Annotated in this window: 19 protein-coding genes; 11 read left to right on the forward strand and 8 right to left on the reverse strand. The window is 70.8% G+C overall.

All coding sequences use genetic code 11. From position 1 onward, the window contains the following. Window positions 1-69 precede the first annotated feature (69 nt). Window positions 70-887, forward strand: a protein-coding gene (locus IE278_RS18165) for an IS5 family transposase (RefSeq protein WP_189773536.1) whose coding sequence is annotated in 2 segments (ribosomal slippage) — window positions 70-409 and window positions 409-887 — 819 coding nt in all. Because the reading frame shifts where the segments join, the coding sequence is not laid out codon by codon here. Between the two features lie 236 nt (window positions 888-1123). Here the strand turns inward: IE278_RS18165 and IE278_RS18170 are convergent. Beyond that, complete coding sequence (locus IE278_RS18170; RefSeq protein WP_189773538.1) at window positions 1124-1768, reverse strand: TetR/AcrR family transcriptional regulator; 645 nt, start codon at window positions 1766-1768, stop codon at window positions 1124-1126. A gap of 91 nt (window positions 1769-1859) precedes the next feature. Here IE278_RS18170 and IE278_RS18175 point away from each other — a divergent pair, with 91 nt between their 5' ends. After that, window positions 1860-3392: an MFS transporter gene (locus IE278_RS18175; protein WP_189773540.1), complete on the forward strand. Its 1533-nt coding sequence runs from the start codon at window positions 1860-1862 to the stop codon at window positions 3390-3392. A gap of 292 nt (window positions 3393-3684) precedes the next feature. On the opposite strand, the gene IE278_RS18180 is transcribed toward IE278_RS18175, so the two are convergent. After that, complete coding sequence (locus IE278_RS18180; RefSeq protein ID WP_189773542.1) at window positions 3685-4488, reverse strand: nuclease-related domain-containing protein; 804 nt, start codon at window positions 4486-4488, stop codon at window positions 3685-3687. Between the two features lie 91 nt (window positions 4489-4579). On the opposite strand from IE278_RS18180, the gene IE278_RS18185 reads away from it, so the two are divergent. From IE278_RS18185 to IE278_RS18205, 5 genes are all read left to right on the forward strand, one after another. Beyond that, window positions 4580-5086, forward strand: a complete 507-nt coding sequence (locus tag IE278_RS18185) for a protein-tyrosine phosphatase family protein (protein WP_189773544.1) — start codon at window positions 4580-4582, stop codon at window positions 5084-5086. 294 nt (window positions 5087-5380) lie between these two features. Beyond that, the gene (locus IE278_RS18190; RefSeq protein WP_189773546.1) at window positions 5381-5752 is read left to right on the forward strand and encodes an SH3 domain-containing protein; all 372 of its coding nucleotides are present in this window, start codon (window positions 5381-5383) and stop codon (window positions 5750-5752) included. Between the two features lie 92 nt (window positions 5753-5844). Beyond that, entirely contained in the window at window positions 5845-7218 is a 1374-nt protein-coding gene (locus tag IE278_RS18195) for an FtsW/RodA/SpoVE family cell cycle protein (RefSeq protein ID WP_189773548.1), read from the forward strand. Window positions 7219-7235: 17 nt separating this feature from the next. Further along, the gene (locus IE278_RS18200) at window positions 7236-8693 is read left to right on the forward strand and encodes a penicillin-binding transpeptidase domain-containing protein (RefSeq protein ID WP_189773738.1); all 1458 of its coding nucleotides are present in this window, start codon (window positions 7236-7238) and stop codon (window positions 8691-8693) included. A 45-nt stretch (window positions 8694-8738) separates the two neighbouring features. Next, window positions 8739-9257 carry a DUF3291 domain-containing protein gene (locus IE278_RS18205; protein ID WP_189773550.1) on the forward strand — a complete coding sequence of 173 codons (519 nt, stop codon included), beginning with the start codon at window positions 8739-8741 and terminating at the stop codon, window positions 9255-9257. 76 nt (window positions 9258-9333) lie between these two features. On the opposite strand, the gene IE278_RS18210 is transcribed toward IE278_RS18205, so the two are convergent. After that, window positions 9334-10443 carry a ferritin-like domain-containing protein gene (locus IE278_RS18210; RefSeq protein WP_189773552.1) on the reverse strand — a complete coding sequence of 370 codons (1110 nt, stop codon included), beginning with the start codon at window positions 10441-10443 and terminating at the stop codon, window positions 9334-9336. Window positions 10444-10650: 207 nt separating this feature from the next. On the opposite strand from IE278_RS18210, the gene IE278_RS18215 reads away from it, so the two are divergent. The 4 genes from IE278_RS18215 to IE278_RS18230 all read left to right on the forward strand — a co-directional run bounded on the left by IE278_RS18215 (window position 10651) and on the right by IE278_RS18230 (window position 14087). Further along, window positions 10651-11580, forward strand: coding sequence for an AurF N-oxygenase family protein (locus IE278_RS18215; protein WP_189773554.1), 930 nt, complete (start codon window positions 10651-10653; stop codon window positions 11578-11580). A 144-nt stretch (window positions 11581-11724) separates the two neighbouring features. Continuing rightward, window positions 11725-12450 (forward strand): TetR/AcrR family transcriptional regulator, encoded by a 726-nt coding sequence (locus IE278_RS18220; RefSeq protein WP_189773556.1) that lies wholly within the window; start codon window positions 11725-11727, stop codon window positions 12448-12450. 10 nt (window positions 12451-12460) lie between these two features. Then, window positions 12461-12796, forward strand: a complete 336-nt coding sequence (locus IE278_RS18225) for a DUF8847 domain-containing protein (RefSeq protein WP_189773558.1) — start codon at window positions 12461-12463, stop codon at window positions 12794-12796. 106 nt (window positions 12797-12902) lie between these two features. Continuing rightward, the gene (locus tag IE278_RS18230) at window positions 12903-14087 is read left to right on the forward strand and encodes a C40 family peptidase (RefSeq protein ID WP_189773560.1); all 1185 of its coding nucleotides are present in this window, start codon (window positions 12903-12905) and stop codon (window positions 14085-14087) included. A 103-nt stretch (window positions 14088-14190) separates the two neighbouring features. On the opposite strand, the gene IE278_RS18235 is transcribed toward IE278_RS18230, so the two are convergent. Genes IE278_RS18235 through IE278_RS18255 form a run of 5 tightly spaced genes read right to left on the reverse strand, consistent with a single transcriptional unit; the run spans window position 14191 to window position 20086 of the window. Next, on the reverse strand, window positions 14191-15444 hold the full coding sequence (locus IE278_RS18235) for a styrene monooxygenase/indole monooxygenase family protein (RefSeq protein ID WP_189773562.1): 1254 nt from the start codon (window positions 15442-15444) through the stop codon (window positions 14191-14193). A 53-nt stretch (window positions 15445-15497) separates the two neighbouring features. Further along, complete coding sequence (locus IE278_RS18240; protein ID WP_107021331.1) at window positions 15498-16160, reverse strand: GTP-binding protein; 663 nt, start codon at window positions 16158-16160, stop codon at window positions 15498-15500. Beyond that, window positions 16141-16569: a DUF742 domain-containing protein gene (locus IE278_RS18245; RefSeq protein ID WP_189773564.1), complete on the reverse strand. Its 429-nt coding sequence runs from the start codon at window positions 16567-16569 to the stop codon at window positions 16141-16143. Before IE278_RS18245 ends, IE278_RS18240 begins: the two co-directional genes overlap by 20 nt. Further along, window positions 16566-17066, reverse strand: a complete 501-nt coding sequence (locus tag IE278_RS18250) for a roadblock/LC7 domain-containing protein (protein ID WP_189773566.1) — start codon at window positions 17064-17066, stop codon at window positions 16566-16568. Before IE278_RS18250 ends, IE278_RS18245 begins: the two co-directional genes overlap by 4 nt. After that, the gene (locus tag IE278_RS18255) at window positions 17063-20086 is read right to left on the reverse strand and encodes a sensor histidine kinase (RefSeq protein WP_189773568.1); all 3024 of its coding nucleotides are present in this window, start codon (window positions 20084-20086) and stop codon (window positions 17063-17065) included. Before IE278_RS18255 ends, IE278_RS18250 begins: the two co-directional genes overlap by 4 nt. Window positions 20087-20244: the final 158 nt, after the last annotated feature.

Here is a 20244-nt window from a genome sequence, read left to right on the forward strand (position 1 = left end):
GTCGGCCGCGCCGTTCCCCTCGCCCCTTAAGACCGTGTCCTACGTGGTGAGGCGGACGTAGAATCCGGTATGGGGCGGGGAACTTGGAGTTGGATCGTTCCGGATGGATTGTGGGAGATCGCGGAGCCGCTGATCCCACCCTCGAGGGTGCGCCCGCAGGGCGGCGGGGCGCCGGACACACCTGATGAGACGCTGTTTGCGGCGATCATCTACGTATTGGTCAGTGGCTGTGCCTGGCGGGCCTTGCCGCCATGCTTCGGCATTTCGAAGTCCACCGCGCACCGCCGGTTTTTGATCTGGTCCAGAGCCGGTGTCTGGGGCCGGCTGCACCAGGCCGTGCTGCACCGGCTCGACGATGCCGGTCTCATCGACGTCACCCGCGTCGTCCTGGACACTGCCCACGTCCGGGCAAAAAAGGGGGCGAACACACAGGTCCGAGCCCCGTGGACCGGCGTAAGCCGGGTACCAAGATGCACATCTTGTCGGACGCGAACGGACTGCCTCTCGTCGTCGGGATCTCGGCCGGCAACGTCCACGACAGCGAGGGCCTGAAGCCCATGATCGCGGGTCACCAAACGCAACACGACCCCTACCGGGGCCGGTACTTCAAGGCTCAGCGGCTGCATGCGGACAAGGCGTACGACGTGCCCCACCTGCGCAGATGGCTATGGGGAAAGCACATCGGGGTGCGCATCGCCCGGAAAGGAATCGAGTCCAGCGAACGATTAGGACGCCGACGGTGGGTGATCGAGCGCACCCTGTCCTGGCTGTCCGGCTACCACCGCCTCAGCCCTCGCTATGAGCGCAACCCCCGCAACTACCTGGCATTTCTTGGACTCGCCGCCGCCCTGTGCTGCTACAAACGACTCGTCCGCCTCACCACGTAGGACACGGTCTAAGCACCGTTGCAGTACTAGGCACCGGTGCAGCGGATCTGACTGTCCTTCCCCGGGCGCTGAGCAGGCCGAGGCCGTGCGTACCGCGTATCTGGATCGGAGTGTTACAGGCGGAAGGCGCCGCCCTGGATGGGGTGTCGAGCAGACCAATGCCGATCAGGACGACGGGCGGAAGAATACGGCCCCAGCGGCGCGCGGCCGGCGCGGCGGGCCGGTCCCGAAGCGGCTCAGTGGGCCCACCGAAGGACGAGCTGGCGCAGATCCGCCTCTGTCGGCTGATCGGCGGGCAGGCGCTCACGTGGAACCAGGTCCGTGGTGATGCCGTCGAAGAAGACGGCGGCATATCTGCGCCACAGTCCGGTGTTCGGGTGGACCATCGAGATCAACATCGTCATCAGCATCTCGAAGTCGGCCGTGCCGATGTCCGGGCGGATCACGCCGGCCTGGTGGGCCCGCTCCACCAGCGCGGCGAGCCGGGGGTGCAACTGGCCGGCGCAGGTCTCCACTCGCCTGCCGTACAGAGCGGACCGGGTGAGGACCTGTGCGAAACCGCGGTCGCCGGCCTGGGCCGTCATCACCTTTTCGACGAACGACCGTAGCCCCGTCCAGGCGTCCTCCATCTCCAGCGCCTCGTCGCCGCGCTTGGCAAGGTCGGCCACGCGCTGGTCGAAGAGGGTGACGATGAGGTCGTCGCGTTGCGGGAACCGCCGGTAGACCGTCGCCACTCCGACGCCTGCCCGACGTCCGATGTCGTCGTAGGGGACGTCGAGGCCGGACTCTGCGAAGAGGTCGCGCGCCGCAGCGACGATGAGCTCACGATTACGTGCCGCGTCCCGTCGCAGCGGTTGGTGAAGTTCAGTGCTGTCCGTCACGGATCTCAGTGTAGGCGACGGCTTGCAAAAGTGGAGAGTTCTCTCCAGTATGAGAAGCGGAGAAGGTAGTCCACTTTAGGGAAGCTTCGAGATGACAACAGATCCGACGCAGTTGCTCTCCGGCCCCAAGGGGCCGGACGGCCCAACGGGCCACGACGAGAAGGCTCAGCCAAGCGAGAAGTCGGCGGCGCGGCGCAGGTGGGCTGTGCTGGCTGTCCTCGCGCTCGCACAGCTGCTGATCTCGCTCGACTCCACGGTCGTCACCGTTGCCCTGCCGAGCGCGCAGGCCGAGCTCGGGTTCTCGGCCGGCGACCGACAGTGGATCATCACTGCGTACGCGCTCGGGTTCGGCGCGCTGCTCCCGCTCGGAGGACGCCTGGGCGACCTGTTCGGTCGCGAACGCGTTTTCCTGGCCGGCCTGGCCGGCTTTGCCGTGGCCTCGGGGCTCGGAGGCGCAGCGCAGGGGTTCCCGATGCTGGTCGCGGCTCGGGCGCTTCAAGGCGTCTCGGGCGCCATCCTTGCTCCTGCTGCTTTGTCCCTCGTGAGCACGACCTTCGCGCTGCCGACGGAACGGGCCCGTGCCTTCGGTGTCTTCGGAGGCATCTCGGCCGGCGGCGGAGCTGTGGGGCTGCTGCTGGGCGGTTCCATGACCGAGTATCTGTCGTGGCGTTGGAGCCTCTATGTGAACGTACCGCTGGCCGTCGTGGCCGCGGGCGGCGCGCTGTGGCTTCTCACCTTCAAGCGTATGAGCGGGACCCGCCCCCGGATCGACTGGCTCGGGGCGACGCTCGTGGCAGGTGGCCTGTTCTCCGTCGTGTTCGGGATGTCGAAGGCGGAGACCTCCGGCTGGGACAGCACCGGCACGATCGCATGGATCGGCGCCGGAATCGTGGTTCTCGGTGCGTTCATCGCCACGCAGGCACGTGTCCGTGAACCGCTCCTGCCCTTGCGCGTCCTGGCGGACAGGACGCGGGCGGGGTCGCTCCTGTCGATCGGTGTCAGCGGCATCGGGCTCTTCGTGACCTTCCTCTTCATGACCTTCTACATGACCGAGCTGCTGGGCTACGGCCCTCTCGACACCGGCTTCGCGTTCCTGCCGTTCATCGCTGCGCTCATCCTTGCCTCCGGCGTCTCGGCAACCCTGGCGAGCCGGGTCCCCACTCGCGTGATCGTGCTGGTCGGCATGCTGACCGCGGCAGCCGGCATGCTGCTGTTCACCCAGCTCCCGGTCGACGGCACCTACGCCGCGGACGTACTGCCCGGCATGCTGGTCGCGGGCGTCGGGGTCGGTCTGTTCATCGCGCCGGCCATGGGCGCAGCCACCTCCGGCATCGATGACCGGGACGCGGGCGTGGGCTCCGCATTGGTGCACGTCGCCCAGCAGGTCGGCGGCTCCATGGGAGTGGCAGCGCTCAGCGCTGTGGTCACATCGGCCGCCGAGGACTCCCTGCGCGGCCAGGTGGTCGACGCGGCGAGCCGCGCCGCGGCAGCCGTGGACGGCTACCAGTCAGCGTTCGCCTGGACAGCCGCCATCCTGGCGGCCGGCGGGGTCATGGCCGCCCTGCTCATCCGCCCAGGCACCGTTGAGTCATCGGAAGCGATCGAGGTGCCCACCGCGGCTTGAGACACGCAAGCCGCGGACCCCGCCCGCACGTGATCGTGGGCTGCCGGCGCTCCTGCCCGGCAGCCCACGACGGCGGCGCGCAATCAAGTCTCCACGGAGGCGGGGGTCGATCCGTCCACAGCGACGCCCCAACGGGCGCCCCCCACTACGGTTTTCGCAGTCCCGCAACGGGGCTACCGGCCTTCGGAGTTGGCATGACTACCTCCCTTTGTCGAGCGCATGGCCCGGGGGTGGTGTCACCAGCTCCGAAGGCACTGACAGACCGCTCATTAAGGAGCGCCGGGGCCGGGTCTCAGACCCGTACCCATGTCCCCCGGTCGCGGGCCATCGCGTGCAGGGCCTCCACGTCCGCCGGTTTGAGGACGCCTCCCGCGCGGGCCAGTGACGTGACGTCGGTGTCCAGCAGGATGCGCATCTCACGCAGCGGGGCCGTCACCGAAACATCCCTGGGGCCGAAGAGGGCGAGGACGGGGCGTACCTCGGCGGTGAGGGCGTACGAGGCGCGGTTCGCGTCGGCGCGGACCACGCGCAGCAGGGGCCGGGCCTCCCGGCGGCCCACCGTGACCATGGGATCGGCGACGAGGACGCGCTGCTTACGGGCGTACACCGTGTGCACGGCGAACAGGCCGCCCGGGCCGATCACCAGGTGATGGACGCGGTCCCCGCCGGGCAGCGGCACCGAGTGCAGGGTGCGCCACCCGGCCCCGTCCAGCCGGTCCAGCGCCTCGCCGACCGCCAGCTCCGCCGCGAGGGCGTGCCGCCTGGGATCCGGTCGCATCCGCCGCTGCGGACCCGGCTCGTGGTCGAGCACGGTCTGCAGGGCCTCGCCGGGCCGGTTCGGCGCGAGGTCGTCGTCCGGGTGCAGGGACAGCCGGACGAGTTCGGCGGGGGTCGGCACCGGGGGCGGTCCGACCGTCACCGCTCCGGTCAGGAACGGTCCGAGCACATCGAGCACGTCCTCGCGCCGCTCCTCGCTGAGCAGATTGACCCGGGCGGCCTCCCTGTCGTACCAGGCGACGTTCCTGCCGTCCGTGCGGCAGACGTAGAGCCGTTCCTGACCGTGCCGCCAAGTCGGTATGACGCGCAGTGCGTTCATGCATCATCACCCCTCGACCATGGGAACAGGCGGGGTGCTCCAGGGGCAAGAAGGCGGTTACCTTTGGGAGCAGTTGGAGGGGGAGGCGCCGTTGCGGGCTCGCAGGAAGCAACCCGATGTGCCGGTCCCGGACAGCCCGTGGAGTGAGATAGTGCCCGGCCTGTGGATGGGCGGGCACGAGTACACGGGCCGGTCGGGAGAACCGGAATTCGCTGTCGTACACGACGAGTTCGACCTGGTGCTGACCCTGCTGCGACTGCCCGGCCACGGGCCCGCGCCGGGTGTGGAGCACCATGTGTGGCCCATTCCGGACGGGCCGCTGGACGGCACACAGCTGACCGGTGTGATGCGGCTCGCCCGGACCGCGGCCGAGGCGCTGGACGAGGGCAGGCGCGTCCTGGTCCGCTGCTACCACGGCTACAACCGTTCGGGCCTCGTCGTCGCCCACGCCCTGGTCCTCGCGGGCCGTACGTCCGACGAGGCGATCCGGCTGATCCGCTCCCGCCGTTCCCCGTGGGCCCTGCACAACGAGCTCTTCGTGGAGTACCTGGGGGCCGGGCTGGCCACGGCCCGGCTTCTGGAGGAGCTCGCGGAGTAGGCGGCCCCCGCCGGAGGCCGGAGCTTGCGCCGTTCCCCGCGCCCCTTGGAAGCGAGAGACTGCGCCGTTCCCCGCGCCCCTGAAGCGTGACACCCCGCCGTTGCCCGCGCGCCCCCAAAGACAAAAGATTGCGCCGTTCCCCGCGCCCCTGAAGGGCAAAGGACTGCGCCGTTCCCCGCGCCCCTTGTGGGGAGCGGGGACGCCCCGATGGCTCAGTGTGGCGGGCGGCTCGGGAGAGGCGCTTCTAATGTGGCGATTAGTCAGCTATGACCCTATTTCACGGAGGAGCCCGCCATGTCTCTGCGTACCGTTTTCGTTCGTCTTGGGATAGCCGCCGCCGGTGGCGCTCTCATCGTCGGGGGCACGAGTCCCGCGTTCGCGGGGGACGACTGGGGTGACCACCACGGCAACCACGACAGCAGCCACCCCAGGTACTACAAGGGCCGCGTCAGCGCGCCCGGCGGACTGAACCTGCGGGACAAGCCGACCCGCGGCAGCGCCGTCATCGGCTTCGCGGAGTACGGCGAGGTCGTCTCCATCTTCTGCAAGACGCCCGGCCAGAGTGTCCAGGGCAACCACCTGTGGTACCTCCTCGCCGACGGCACCTGGGCCTGGGGAGCCGCCCGCTACATCGACAACATCGGCGCCTCGCCCCGCTGGTGCTGAGCGGTTCCCGGGTGCCTCCCGAGGCGCACCGCAACAGTCCAGTTGTCGCCGTATAACAGGACATCGGGCGATCAGCTTGCTAACTTCCGGACATGCTCTCGCCCGGAACGACAGTGCAGGCGGACCCGCCGGCTCCCGTTGTACGCCTCCCCCGGCGCCGTGGCATCGAGTTCACCCTCCTCGTCGTGGCCGTCCTGCTCTCCGTGTACGGCTACTGCGCCGTCGGTCTCGCAAGGACCGGATCCGTCCCGCCCGGTGCCGCCGGATACGGCGCCGGGCTGGGCGTGCTCGCGCTCCTCGCGCATCTCGCGGTGCGCCTGCGCGCCCCCTGCGCCGACCCGCTGCTGCTGCCGATCGCCGTGCTGCTGAACGGCCTCGGCCTGGTCCTGATCTACCGGCTCGACCTGGAGACCCCGGGCGACCGGGCGGCGCCCACGCAACTCGTCTGGTCGACGCTGGGCGTGGGCCTGTTCATCGCGGTGGTGGTGCTGCTGCGCGACCACCGGGTGCTCCAGCGCTACACGTACGTGTCCGTCGTCACCGCTCTGGCCCTGCTCGTCCTGCCAATCTTCTTCCCCTCGGTGAACGGCGCCCGGATCTGGATCAGGATCGCCGGGTTCTCCATCCAGCCGGGCGAGTTCGCGAAGGTCATGCTCGCGCTGTTCTTCGCCGGCTATCTCGCCGCCAACCGCAACGCGCTCGCGTACACCGGCCGGCGCGTCTGGCTGCTCCAACTGCCCACCGGACGCGTACTCGGCCCGATCCTCGCGGTCTGGCTGCTGAGCGTCGGCGTACTGGTCCTCGAACGCGACCTCGGCACCTCGCTGCTCTTCTTCGGCCTCTTCGTGATCCTGCTGTACGTGGCCACAGGCCGCACCGGCTGGATCGCGGTGGGGCTGCTGCTCGCGGCGTGCGGGGCCTTCGCCGTGGGCTGGCTGGAACCGCATGTGCACAGCAGGGTCGAGGACTGGCTGCACCCCTTCGCGTCGATCGAGGCGGGCCAAGGCCCGAACCAACTCGCCCAGTCGCTCTTCGCGTTCGCCGCCGGCGGGTTCCTCGGCACGGGCCTCGGCGCCGGCCACTCGGTCCTCATCGGCTTCGCCGTCAAGTCGGACTTCATCCTGGCCACGGCGGGCGAGGAACTGGGCCTGGCGGGCCTCTCCGCGATCTTCATCCTGTACGGGCTGCTCGTCGAGCGCGGTATCCGGGCGGGCCTCGTCCTGCGCGACCCCTTCGGCCGGCTGCTCGCGGTCGGGCTCGCCTCGATCGTCGCGCTCCAGGTGTTCGTGATCGCGGGCGGGGTGACGGGGCTGATCCCGCTGACCGGGATGGCCATGCCGTTCCTCGCGCAGGGCGGTTCGTCGGTCGTCACCAACTGGATCATCGTGGCCCTGTTGATGCGCCTCAGCGACTCGGCACGCGGCCGGTCCGAGGAGGAGCAGCCGACGGGAGAGGTGGCGTCGTGACGGGCAACGGGCGGCCCATGACCCGGTACATCCGGCACGCCGCCGCGTTCTGCGCGCTCCTGCTGCTCGCCCTCCTCGTCAACGCCGCCCGGGTGCAGATCGTCCAGGCCCGCGCGTACGACGAGAATCCGGCCAACCGCCGTCACACGATCGCCCGTTACGGGCAGCCGCGCGGCGACATCCTCGTCGGCGGCCGGGCGGTCACCGGGTCCCGGGACTCCGGCGAGCAGTTCCGCTACGAACGGACCTACAGGGACGGCCCGTTGTACGCCCCCGTCACCGGCTTCGCCTCCCAGGTGTACGGGACGTCCCTGCTGGAGGGCGCCGCGGACGGCGTACTGGCGGGCACCGACCCGGCGCTCTCGCTGCTCCCGCTGTGGAACGACCTCGCACGGGCCCGTAACCCCGGCGGTCATGTGGTCACGACCCTCGACGCGGCGGCGCAGCGGGCCGCGTACTCCGGGCTCGGCTCGCGGCGGGGCGCGGTGGCCGCGCTGGAACCGTCCACCGGCCGGATCCTGGCCCTCGTCTCCACCCCGTCCTACGACCCGGGCGAGCTCTCCGGGACGGGCTCCGCCGTGGCCGGGGCGTGGGCGCGGCTGAACGGGGCGGCGGACCGGCCGATGCTCAACCGGGCGGTACGGCAGACGTATCCGCCGGGTTCGACCTTCAAGGTGGTCACCGCGGCGGCGGCCCTGGACTCGGGCGTGGTGCGTGACCTGGACGCGCCGACCGACTCCCCGGACCCCTACCGGCTGCCGGGCAGTTCGGCGCGGCTGACGAACGAGGTCGAGGGCTGCGCGGACGCGTCGCTGCGGTACGCCTTCCAGTGGTCGTGCAACACGGTCTTCGCCGGTCTGGGTGTGGAGGTGGGCCAGGGCGCGATGCGCAGGACGGCGGCCGGGTTCGGCTTCAACGACCGCAAGCTCGGAATTCCCTTCCGGGTCTCCCCCAGCACCTTCGACACCCGGGTGGACAGGGCGCAGCTCGCACTGTCCTCCATCGGCCAGTACAACACCCGTGCCACACCGCTGCAGATGGCGATGGTCGCCGCGGCCGTCGCCGACCACGGCTCGGTGCGTACGCCGCATCTGGTGGAGCGGACGATCACGGACGACGGCGGCCTGGTGTCCGCCACCGGGCAGCACACCCTGCGCCGGGCCATGAACCCCGCGACGGCCGTCCGGCTGCGCGAGCTGATGACGGACGTGGTGGAGAAGGGCACCGGCAAGAACGCCGCGATCCCCGGTGCCACGGTCGGCGGCAAGTCCGGCACGGCCCAGCACGGCATCCACAACTCCGGTACGCCGTACGCCTGGTTCATCTCCTGGGCGCAGGCCGACGACTCCATGGAACCGGCGGTGGCCGTCGCGGTCGTCGTCGAGGACGCGGCGGCCGACCGGGGTGACATCAGTGGTGGCGGGGACGCGGCACCGATCGCGCGAGCCGTGATGGAGGCGGTGCTCGACCGGTGAGACGGGGGTGGTGGCACGGCTGTCGCCCGACCTAACGTTCGGTCGATGACTCAGCCCGCAGCCGCTTACGAACTCGCCCAGGTGAACATCTCCCGACTGCAAGCCCCGCTGGACTCCCCGCAGTTGAAGGACTTCGTCGACGCCCTCGACCCCGTGAACGCGGTCGCCGACGCCGCCGACGGGTTCGTCTGGCGGTTGCAGAGCGACGACGGCAACGCGACGGACGTGTCGGTCTTCGGCGACGACTGGCTGATCATCAACATGTCGGTGTGGCGGGACGCGAACGCCCTCACCGCCTTCATGTACCAGGGGCGGCACCGTGAGCTGCTCAGCCGCCGGAACGAATGGTTCGAGCGGATCCGGGAGGCGATGACGGTCCTGTGGTGGGTGCCGGCCGGGTACCGCCCGACGGTGGCCGAGGCGGAGGGGCGCCTGCTGCATCTGCGGGCGCACGGGGCCACGGCGTACGCCTTCACCCTGCGGACGCCGTTCCCGCCCGGGGAGTCCGGCCCCGTTCTCGGGATCCAGGACCAAGCACTTGAGGCCCAGGTCCAAGGGGCTTGAGATCCAGGACCAAAGGGGATGGAGGTCCAGGGCCAAGGGGGATGGAGGTCCAGGGTCAAGGGGTCTCCGTGGACCCTTAGGAGGCTTCCGCTCCCGCGTTGATCGCGTCGTTCACCTCCGTCACCCGCGCCTGTTCCTCCGCCGCGAAGCGGTCCGCGTCGAGCTTCTCGGCCAGTTCCTCGTCCTGGGACATGAGGAGGTCGAGGTTGGAGTTGCCCATGTCGAAGACGCCCATGTCGACGTAGGCCTGCTGGAGGCGTTTGCCCCACAGGCCGATGTCCCGGACGCAGGGCACGATGCGGGAGAACAGCAGCTGGCGGAAGAGGGCCAGGAACTCCGACTGCTCGGTGTACTGCTCGGCCTCCGCCTTGGGTACGCCGAAGTTCTCCAGGACCTCGGTGCCGCGCAGGCGGTCCCGCATCAGGTAGCAGCCCTCGATGACGAACTCCTCGCGTTCGCGCAGTTCGGCGTCGGAGAGCTGCTTGTAGTAGTCGCGCAGCGCCATCCGGCCGAAGGCCACGTGCCGGGCCTCGTCCTGCATGACGTACGCCAGTATCTGCTTGGGCAGCGGCTTCTCGGTGGTGTCCCTGATCAGGCCGAACGCGGCGAGGGCGAGCCCTTCGATGAGGACCTGCATCCCGAGGTAGGGCATGTCCCAGCGGGAGTCGCGCAGGGTGTCGCCGAGCAGCGACTGGAGGTTGTCGTCGATCGGGTAGACCATCCCGACCTTCTCGTGCAGGAAGCGGGCGTAGATCTCCGCGTGCCGCGCCTCGTCCATCGTCTGGGTCGCCGAGTAGAACTTGGCGTCCAGGTCGGGCACGGACTCGACGATGCGGGCCGCGCAGACCATGGCGCCCTGTTCGCCGTGCAGGAACTGGCTGAACTGCCATGAGGCGACGTGCTTGCGGAGTTCGCCCCGGTCGCGGTCGTTCATCTTCTCCCAGTACGGCGTGCCGTAGATGGAGATCGACTCGTCGGGGGTGCCGATCGGGTCGTGCGGGTCGACTTCCAGGTCCCAGTCGATCCGCCTCTGCCCGTCCCACTGCTTGTCCTTGCCCTTCTGGTAGAGGGCCAGCAGTCGGTCGCGCCCTTCGTCGTACTCCCAGCTGAACCGTGCCGCGCCGGTCGCGGGCACCTGCCAGAGGGAAGCTCCGGGGTCCTTGGCGTACAGGTCGTAGGTCGGCATGTCTCGCAGGCTCACACGTGGTAGACGGCGGGTCAACAAGTTGCGCGGAAGGGATTGACGAGCTTGCTGACAAGCAGTCTCATAAGACGTGACCGGCGGTAACCGGATGACTTCCGGTACGCCGAGGCACTACGGGCCCTTCCAGGCACGACGAGGCACCAAGAGGCACCAAGAGGCACGACGACGTACGGCGAGGTGGGCACAGCCATGACGACCGTGACGGAGGCCGAGGTCCTGCGCGACGCGCTCGGCCTGCTCAAGGACAGGGAACAGGTGGCCGAGCGGCTGCTCGAATCCTCCAGGAAGCACTCCTTCGACCCGGACACGGAACTGGACTGGGACGCGCCGTTCGAGGACGGCAAGTGGTTCTGGCCGCCGGAGCTGGTGTCGCTCTACGGCACCCCGATGTGGAAACGGATGAGCGAGGAGCAGCGCATCCTGCTCTCCCGGCACGAGGCGGCGGCGCTGGCCTCGCTGGGGATCTGGTTCGAGATCATCCTCATGCAGCTGCTGGTGCGGCACATCTACGACAAGGCGGCGACGAGCGCGCACGTGCGCTACGCGCTGACCGAGATCGAGGACGAGTGCCGCCACTCGAAGATGTTCGCGCGGCTGATCGCCCGGGGCGGGACACCGCACTACCCGGTGAGCCGGACGCACCAGAACCTGGGCCGGCTCTTCAAGACGGTGTCCACGACCCCCGGTTCGTTCACGGCCACGCTGCTCGGCGAGGAGGTGCTCGACTGGATGCAGCGGCTGACGTTCCCGGACGAGCGGGTGCAGCCGCTGGTGCGCGGGGTGACACGGATCCACGTGGTGGAGGAGGCGCGCCATGTCCGGTACGCCCGTGAGGAACTGCGCCGCCAGATGATGAGCGCGCCGCGCTGGTCGCGGGAGTTCACCCGGATCACCTCCGGTGAGTTCGCCCGCGTCTTCTCGGTCGCCTTCGTCAACCCGGAGGTCTACACGAACGTCGGCCTCGACAGGCGCAGGGCCCAGGCCCAGGTGAGGGCGAGCGGCCACCGCCGCGACATCATGCAGACCGGCGCGAAACGCCTGACGGACTTTCTGGACGACATAGGCGTACTCCAGGGCCCGGGCCGCCGCCTGTGGAAATCCTCGGGCCTACTGCCCTGAGCCGGACGGGGGTGGTGGAGGGGCAGGGGCGCAGCCCCGTCCTGGGGGGGGGCGTGGGAACCGCGCGGCCGACCCCCGCTGGCCCGCACCCACCCCCACGCCACCCCACTCCGCACCCCCGGGAATCCGGCTACCCTGCGAGACATGACCTCGCCCGCCCCCACCCGCGCATACCGACGCCTCAGCGTCGAGGAACGACGAAGTCAGCTCCTCGACGCCGCGCTGTCGCTGTTCGCGGTACGGGCCCCGGAGGACATCTCCCTGGACGACGTGGCGGAAGCGGCGGGCGTCTCACGACCGCTGGTCTACCGCTACTTCCCCGGCGGCAAGCAGCAGTTGTACGAGGCCGCCCTCCGCTCCGCCGCGGAGGAGCTGGAGCACTGCTTCGCCGAGCCGCCGGACGGCCCGCTCACCCGCCGCCTGTCCAACGCGCTGGACCGCTACCTCGCCTTCGTGGACCAGCACGACGCCGGTTTCAGCGCCCTGCTGCAGGGCGGCAGCGTGGTCGAGACGTCACGGACGACGGCCATCGTGGACGGCGTACGACGGGCCGCCGCCGAGCACATCCTCAGCCACCTGGCCGTCGAGGAGCCGGGCAACCGGCTGCGGATGACCGTCCGGATGTGGATCACGGCCGTCGAGGCGGCCTCGTTGATCTGGCTGGACGAGGAGAAGGAACCGCCGCTGGACGAGTTGCGCGACTGGCTCGTCGAGCAGTTCGTGGCGTGCCTGGTGGCGACGGCCGCCCGCGACGAGCAGACCGCCGCGGTCGTACGGGCCGCGCTGACGCTGGAGTCCGCGGACGGGCCGATGGGCTCGCTGGCCCGCCGGGTGCTGCCCGTGGTGAGCGACGCGGCGCACCTGCTGTGACACTGGCCCGGTGAAGAGCGAAGACACCCCCTTCGAGGGCGGCCCCCTGGACGGCCGGGTGCTGCCGGTCCTGCTCGGCCCGACCGGACACCCGCCGAAGGTGTACCGCGTCCCGGTGCCGGCCGGCGACGGCGGCCCGCCCGCCCTCCTGGTCTACCGCCGTGTCCACGCGGCCACGAGCAGTCGGCTCGGCCTGCACCAGGGCTGGAAGTACGAGTACGACCCCACGGGCCGCGCCGGCAAACTCAAGTGGCCCTGGTCGAAGCCCGACCCCGCGCCCGATCCGGCACCGGACACCACGCCAGACGCCACGCCGGACGGCAAGCCGGAGGACCCGCACGGGTGACCTCGTTGGGCCGGTCCGCCCACGGTCGGCGCGCGCGGCTCGCGCGGGCGTCTGATGCTCACGGTGCGGAGGAGCGGAAATACCGCCCCGCACCGGAGGTGACGACGTGTCAGGAAGGCTTCTGCGACTGGTCTGCACGGCGGCGATCGCGGCCGGCGCGGTCCTCGTACCCGCGCCCGTACCCGTATCGGCCTCGGCGGCGCCCGGCCCGGACGAAAGCCGCTCCCCCGCAGCCGAGCGGCCCGCAGCCGAGCGGCCCGCGGCAGAGCGCCCGGTCGCCGAGTTGCTGACGGATCTTCAGCGGCTGTACCGGGAGGCCGAGAAGGCCACCGAGACGTACAACGCGACCGAGGAGCGGCTGCAACGCCAGCGGGCCGAGGTCGCGAAGCTCAACGGCCGGCTCACCGCGGCCCGTCTCGCGCTCCACGGCAGCCGCGGCGCGGCGGGACGGCTCGCCCGTCAGCAGTACCAGGGCACGAGCGAGATCTCCTCCTACGTACGGCTGCTGCTCGCCCGAGACCCGCAGCACGCGCTCGACCAGGGCCACGTCATCCGGCAGGTCTCGCAGGAGCGGGCCGGGACGATGGAGCGGCTGGCGGGCAACGAGCGCAGGACCGACGAACTGGCACGCCGGGCCCGTACGGCCCTCGACGGCCGGCTCGCCCTCGCCGAGAAGCAGAAGAAGGACCGCGACCTCGTCCGCGAGCGGCTGCGGGACGTCGAGGAGCTGCTGGCCTCGCTCACCGAGGAGCAGCTCTCGCGGGTGGCCGAGCTGGAACGGGCCGGGGTGGCGAAGGCCCAGGACGAGCTGGTGGCGTCGGGCGCGCTCAGCAGCACGCGCCGGCCCACCGCGGAGGGCGGCGAGGCGCTGCGCTACGCCGTGGCCCAGATCGGCAAGCCGTACCAGTGGGGCGCCGAGGGCCCGGGCTCGTACGACTGCTCGGGTCTCACCTCACAGGCTTGGGCCGACGCGGGCCGCCCCATCCCCCGCACCAGTCAGGAGCAGTGGGCCACGCTCCCCCGGGTCCCCCTGCCCGACCTGCGCCCCGGCGACCTGGTGGTCTACTTCCCCGAGGCGACCCATGTGGCGATGTACCTGGACGACGGCCTGGTCGTCCAGGCCCCGCGCCCGGGAGCGCGGATCAAGGTCTCCCCGATCGCGGCCAACCCGATCCTGGGCGCGGTCCGCCCGGACCCGTCCGCCGAACCCCTGCGCCGCTACACACCCCCGAAACTCCCCGAGAACGCGATGGACGGCTCGGACGAGGGCTACCGCGCCGACACCCGGTAGGCGTCCCGAGGGCAGCGACCCCGAAGGGGCGCGGGGAACGGCGCGACCGGCCACGACGGGACGCCCGCGCGGTCGCCGCCCTCGTAGTGGGTACGGGCGCTCCTCAGCCGCCCGTCACGGACGTCAGGTACGCGCCCGTCTTCTCCGGCTCGTAGAAGAAGTTCTCGAAGTCCGACGGGTCGTTGAAGCCGTTGGCGAAGCGGTCGGCGACCGGCTGGAGTTGGCCTGCCGCGCCGATCAGGTTCAGGACGTGCTCCGGCGGCGGGCCGAGCATCGCGTTCGTCCACTTCGTGACGTGCTGGGCCGTGTCCCAGTAGCGCTCGAACGTGGCGCGCATCCACTCCTCGTCGAACTCCTTGTCCCCGTGGCCGAGGATCGAGCCGAGGTAGGAGGCGGCGCACTTGGAGGCCGAGTTGGAGCCCTGGCCGGTGATCGGGTCGTTCGCCACGACCACGTCCGCGACACCGAGGACCAGGCCGCCGCCGGGCAGCCGGCCGACGGGGTTGCGGACGGTGGGCGCGTAGCGTCCGGCCAGCGTGCCGCCCGCGTCGGTGAGTTCGACCTTGGTGGCCCTGGCGTACTCCCACGGCGTGAACCGCTCCATGAGTTCCAGGGTCAGGGAGAGGTGTTCGGCCGGGTCCTTCACGCCCTGGAAGGCGTCCAGCGGGCCGCCGGGTATGCCCTCCCAGAAGAGGATGTCCGCGCGGCCCGACGTGGTGAAGGTGGGCATGACGAAGAGCTCGCCGACGCCCGGGACGAGGTTGCAGCGGACCGCGTCGAACTCCGGGTGCTCGGGGCGCGGTCCGAGACCGTGCACGTACGCGACGGCCAGCGCGCGCTGCGGCTCCGCGTACGGGGAGCGGGAGGCGTCGCGGCCGAACATCGACACCAGTTCGCCCTTGCCCGCCGCGACGAGGACCAGGTCGTACGTACGGGCGAAGTAGTCGAGGTCGGAGACCGCGGCGCCGTGGATGACGAGCTGACCGCCGCGCTGCGCGAACGTCTCCATCCAGCCGGCCATCTTCACGCGCTGGTCGACCGACTGCGCGTACCCGTCGAGCTTGCCCACCCAGTCGATGGCGCGCTGCGAGGGGCCCGGGTCGAAGGAGCCGGGGGCCGCGACCGAGACGCCGAGTCCTTCGATCTTCGGGGCCTGGGACTCCCAGAAGTTCAGCTGGAGATCGCGCTCGTTCTGCAGTGCCGTGTGGAACATGCACTGGGTGGACATGACGCGCCCGGTACGGATCTCGTCCGCCGTCCGGTTGGACATCAGGGTGACCTCGTACCCGTTCGACTGGAGTCCGAGGGCGAGCTGGAGTCCGGCCTGGCCGGCTCCGACGACGAGTATCTTCCGCATGCGGGTCCTCACTGTGCTTACGGCTGGTTCGGGGCTGGCGTCCCCGAACCGGGCTATTCGGGACTGACGTCGAGCGCGTGCCCCACCAGCGCGAGCAGGCTCTCGACGACCGAGATCCTGCGGCGCGCGTCCATGATCATGACAGGTATGTGCCGGGGGATCGTGAGCGCCTCCCGCACGTCGTCCGGGTCGAACCGCTCGCTGCCGTCGAAGTGGTTGACGGCGACGACGTACGGCAGCCCGCAGCTCTCGAAGTAGTCGAGCGCCGGCCAGCAGTCCTTCAGGCGCCGGGTGTCGGCGAGGACCACGGCGCCGATCGCGCCGCGCACCAGGTCGTCCCACATGAACCAGAAGCGCTGCTGCCCGGGCGTACCGAACAGATACAGCACCAGGTCGTCGTCGAGCGTGATGCGGCCGAAGTCCATCGCCACGGTCGTGGTGGTCTTCTCCGGGGTCGAGCTGAGGTCGTCGGTGCCCTCGCTCGCCTGTGTCATCAGCGCCTCCGTCTGGAGGGGCGTGATCTCGGAGACGGCGGTGACGAGGGTGGTCTTGCCCACCCCGAAGCCACCCGCCACCACTATCTTCGTGGCGATCGGCGCGCGGGTCCGATCCTTCTGCCAGGCTTTCAACTCCTCGTCGGGCTCCACGACTTCGGGGAGGCCGGACGATCGGGAGACATCCGAGACGCGGGAGACGTCAGAGACGACGGAGTCCACTCAGCACCCTTTCCAGCAGAGCACGGTCCGGCTGTCCCGGGCCGTGACCTGTTCCGTACACACGGATCTTGCCCTGGTCCGCCAGGTCGCTGAGGAGCACCCGGACCACACCGAGCGGCATCTTCAGAAGGGCCGCGACCTCGGCCACCGTACGCATCCGGCGGCAGAGTTCGACGATGGCCCTCATCTCCGGCATGACCCGGGTGGAGAGTGAACCATTCTCCAGTTCACGCCGCTCATCCGGGGCCTCCAGTGCGGCCACGAACGTCTCGACGAGCAGCACGTGCCCGAAGCGCGTACGGCCGCCGGTGAGCGAATAGGGGCGTACGCGGGCGGGTTTGCGTTCGCCGCCGCGGACCGGCAGTTTGGGCGTGCCGGAGGTGCCGGGCGTGCCGCTGGCATCGCTCACTTGGCCGTCTCCATCGTCGTGGCCGCGAGCGACTGGCGCAGCTCGCTGCGGAGTTCGGGAGTCAGGACGTGTCCCGCACGGCCCACGAAGAGCGCCATGTGGTAGGCGACGACGCTCATGTCGCAGTCCGGGGCGCCGTGCACGCCGAGCAGCGAACCGTCGCTGATCGACATGACGAAGAGCCCGCCCTCCTCCATCGCGACCATCGTCTGCTTGACGGTGCCGCCGTCCATCAGCTTGGCGGCGCCGATGGCGAGACTGCCGATGCCGGAGACGATGGTGGCGAGGTCCGCCGCGGACCCGCGGGGACCCGAGGGTCTCCCTTCGTCCTGCCGCGCCTGCGCGTTTCTCCCGGGGTCCGAGGAGAGGAGCAACAGGCCGTCGGAGGAGACCACCGCGACCGACAGGAGGCCCGGCACCTCCTCGACGAGGTTCGTCAGCAGCCAGTGCAGGTTACGGGCTTCATGGCTGAGTCCGTAGGTACTGGGCGCGGTCAACTGCTTGCCTCCTCGACTGTGTCCCCCTTGGTTTCTACGGCATGTGCGGCGGGCGTCTGCAGCTCCGACGTCTGTTCGGCGATCTCCGCTTCGACATCGCGGCGGCCTTCACTGGCACCCCGGTGGAACCCGCCGAGGCGGCGGCGCAGTGCCTCGGCGTCGACGGGCGTCTGGCGGGGACCGGCGGCCGGCGCGGGCGCGGCGATCTTCGGGGTCCGCTTGGGCAGCCCCTTGTCGGTGATCGGCTCCGGTGCCTCCTGGGTCCCCTGTGACGTCTGTACGTCGTCCGGGACGCGCTCGTGGGCGTCGGGGCCGATGGCGTACGGGTCGGGGGCGCGGTGCGTCGCGGGGCGGTGGTCCGTGGTGGCCTGGGCCGGGAGCCGGATCGCCGGGGCGTCCTCGGGGGCCGCCGCGCGGGGCTCTTCGGCTGCGGCGGAGTCGGCGGAGTCGGCGGGCTCGGCGGAGTCGGCGGGCTCGGCCGCCGGAGACTCGGGGGATGCCGGAGGCACCGGGGCCATGAGGACCATGGTGGTCTCGGGACCGGTGGGCTGATCCGGCTCCGGCTCCGGCTCCGGCTCCGGCTCCGGCGCGGCGGACCCGGACGGTTCCGGGGCGGCTTCCTCGGCGGTGGCCTCAGGGGCCGCAGACCGGGTGGTGGCTGCGGGCTCCGCGCTGGCCGCAGGCTCGGTCGCGGCAGCCGGCTCGGGAGCAAGGGCCGTGCCCGCCCCGTCCGTCTCTCGCAGGGTGTCCTCCGCCGCCGCGATCAGCGGGTCGCGGCCCTGACGGCCGTACAGGACATTGGAGTTGACCTCGGCGTCCGCTCCCGGCAGGGACATCGCGGACGCGCCGCCGGGGGTGGGCGCGGTCGCCTGCGGGACGGCCACGGCGGGCGCGGCGGCGAGCAGCGCCTTGGGCAGGACCACGACGGCCGTGATGCCGCCCTGCTTCTGCTCGCGCAACTGCACGCGTACACCGTGCCGGTGGGCGAGCCGGGCCACCACGTACAGGCCGAGGCCGAGGCCCTCGCCGCTCTCCTCGTCGTACGGGTCCTCCGCGTCGAAGGCCGCGAGGCGGGTGTTGAGCCGTTCCAGCCGCTCACCGGTCATACCGATGCCCTCGTCCTGGACGGAGAGCATGACCTCGCCGCTCTCCAGGAGCCAGCCGGAGACCTCGACGGGGATGTCGGGCGGCGAGAAGGAGGAGGCGTTCTCCAGGAGTTCGGCCACCAGGTGGCTGATGTCGTCCGCGGCGAACCCGGCGAGGTGCGCGTGCGGCGGCAGCGCGGAGATACGGACGCGCTCGTAGCGTTCGACCTCGCTGACGGCCGCGCGGACGACGTCGACCAGCGGGACGGGCCCGGGGTGCTGGTGGCCGTGCTCGGCGCCCGCGAGGACCAGCAGGTTCTCGCTGTGGCGGCGCATGACGGTGGCGAAGTGGTCGAGCTTGAAGAGGGTGGCGAGGCGCTCGGGGTCCTGCTCGCGCTCTTCGAGGCCCTCGATGACACCGAGCTGCCGTTCGACCAGGCCCAGGGTGCGCAGGGCCAGGCTGACGAAGGTGCCGTGGATGTTCTGCCGGACCTGCTCCAGACGGTCGGTGGCCTCGCTGAGTTCGGTACGGAACTTGTCGCGCTCGTCGGCCATCTTCTGGCGCTGGCCGATGAGGTGCTTGCGGTCGCCCTCCAGCGTGGCCAGCCGCTCCTGGAGCGCGACGGCGTGCGTGTGGAGTGTGTTGACGGAGCGCACGACCTGGGCGAACTCGTCGTTGCGGCCGGTGAACTTGACCGGTTCGCCGGTGCCGGGCTCGGCGGCCAGGCGTGCCGAACCGCGGCGCAGGACGGACAGCGGGCGCGTGAGCGACCGGGCCATACCGGTGGAGACGCCCACGGCGAGCAGCATCAGCGCGCCGAGGATCGCGACCCGGATCTCCAGCGCGGTGACGTCGTCGTCGCGCAGCTGGGCGAGGTCCTTGGCGCGCTGGGTGTTGAGGGAGGCCTCGACCCCGCGCATCAGCTCGACGCGGGAGGAGAGCGCCGCGTCCAGCTTCTTGGTGCTGGTGGCCAGTTCGGCGTCGGAGAGGGTGGGCTGGTCCGCCAGGCTCGCCAGGTACTTCTCGGCGGACGCGACATCCGGACCGTTGACCGTGGACTCGTACGAGCTCCGGTCCGCCTTGGGTGCCGTGCCGGCGAAGTCGGCCAGGGCCGCCTGCTCACGGACGTTGGCCTGCTGGGCCGCGGCGGTGAGCGCGTCGCGCTGCTTCGACGCGGCGGCCGACGACGTGGTGGTCGTGGTGGGCAGGCCCGTGATCGGGTCGGTGGTGGTCTGTTCGGTGGTGGGCACGCTCAGCGCGGCGAGGAGCAGACCGCGCGTCGAGGCGGCCTGCTGGACGGCGGTGTCGAGGTCGGCGAGGGCGTGCGCTCCGGAGCCCGCGCGGGGCGGAACGTCCTCGGCCAGCTCCTCGGCGAGCGCGTGCAGTTCGGTGAGAGCGGTCGAGTACGCCTGGTGCGCGTCGAGGGCGCTGCTCTCCCCGGTCAGCGCCGACCTGCGGACGGCGGCGATCGCGTCGAGCGTCTTCAGGAAGGACGCGGGGGCGTCCGCCTCGACGGCGGCGACACGCAACTCGTCGACCTGGCGGTCCACGCGGGCACTGCGGCGCTCCGAGGGGCCTTCGCCCTTGGGCCGGCCGGCCGCGAGGAACGAGGTGACCTCGTCGCGTTCGTCGGCCAGTGAGTGGGCGAGGGCCAGGGCGTCCTGGGTCCGCTCGGCCGACGTCACCAGGTTCTGGGAGTCGTTCAGCTCTCCGGAGGCGGCGATCACGGACGGAGCGCCCGCTCCGGCGATCGCGGCGGCCACGACGGCGACGGCGACGATCAGCCGACTGCGTACGTGAGCGGGCCGACCTCGTCCCGCGGGGTCCGGAGTGTCCTGCGGTGCCGGTGAGTTCGGGGTGTGCCCTGAGGCTCCACCCGAGGCCGGCTGCCTGCCTTTGCGCCGAGGCCGCATTTTCTGCACCGGTGCTCGCATTCTTGACTCGTGTCCCCATGGGCCCGGGTGACGATCCGTCAACTCGCGTGTCGTCCCGGTTCGGCTCCCGACCCTCCCAGTGCCGGTGGGCAGTGGTCGCGCATCGCCTGACCCGCCACACGAAGGAGTGAACATCGCCGGGGAGCGGCCGGGCAAGT

The organism is Streptomyces tauricus, from assembly GCF_014650955.1.
GTDB lineage: Bacteria > Actinomycetota > Actinomycetes > Streptomycetales > Streptomycetaceae > Streptomyces > Streptomyces tauricus.

What these genes read in the sequence shown, in the direction of transcription:
- IE278_RS18175 (WP_189773540.1), top strand. Translation starts at nt 1,860, where the DNA reads ATGACAACAGATCCGACGCAGTTGCTCTCCGGCCCCAAGGGGCCGGAC.
- IE278_RS18180 (WP_189773542.1), bottom strand. Translation starts at nt 4,488, where the DNA reads ATGAACGCACTGCGCGTCATACCGACTTGGCGGCACGGTCAGGAACGG.
- IE278_RS18190 (WP_189773546.1), top strand. Translation starts at nt 5,381, where the DNA reads ATGTCTCTGCGTACCGTTTTCGTTCGTCTTGGGATAGCCGCCGCCGGT.
- IE278_RS18195 (WP_189773548.1), top strand. Translation starts at nt 5,845, where the DNA reads ATGCTCTCGCCCGGAACGACAGTGCAGGCGGACCCGCCGGCTCCCGTT.
- IE278_RS18200 (WP_189773738.1), top strand. Translation starts at nt 7,236, where the DNA reads ATGACCCGGTACATCCGGCACGCCGCCGCGTTCTGCGCGCTCCTGCTG.
- IE278_RS18205 (WP_189773550.1), top strand. Translation starts at nt 8,739, where the DNA reads ATGACTCAGCCCGCAGCCGCTTACGAACTCGCCCAGGTGAACATCTCC.
- IE278_RS18210 (WP_189773552.1), bottom strand. Translation starts at nt 10,443, where the DNA reads ATGCCGACCTACGACCTGTACGCCAAGGACCCCGGAGCTTCCCTCTGG.
- IE278_RS18215 (WP_189773554.1), top strand. Translation starts at nt 10,651, where the DNA reads ATGACGACCGTGACGGAGGCCGAGGTCCTGCGCGACGCGCTCGGCCTG.
- IE278_RS18220 (WP_189773556.1), top strand. Translation starts at nt 11,725, where the DNA reads ATGACCTCGCCCGCCCCCACCCGCGCATACCGACGCCTCAGCGTCGAG.
- IE278_RS18235 (WP_189773562.1), bottom strand. Translation starts at nt 15,444, where the DNA reads ATGCGGAAGATACTCGTCGTCGGAGCCGGCCAGGCCGGACTCCAGCTC.
- IE278_RS18255 (WP_189773568.1), bottom strand. Translation starts at nt 20,086, where the DNA reads ATGCGAGCACCGGTGCAGAAAATGCGGCCTCGGCGCAAAGGCAGGCAG.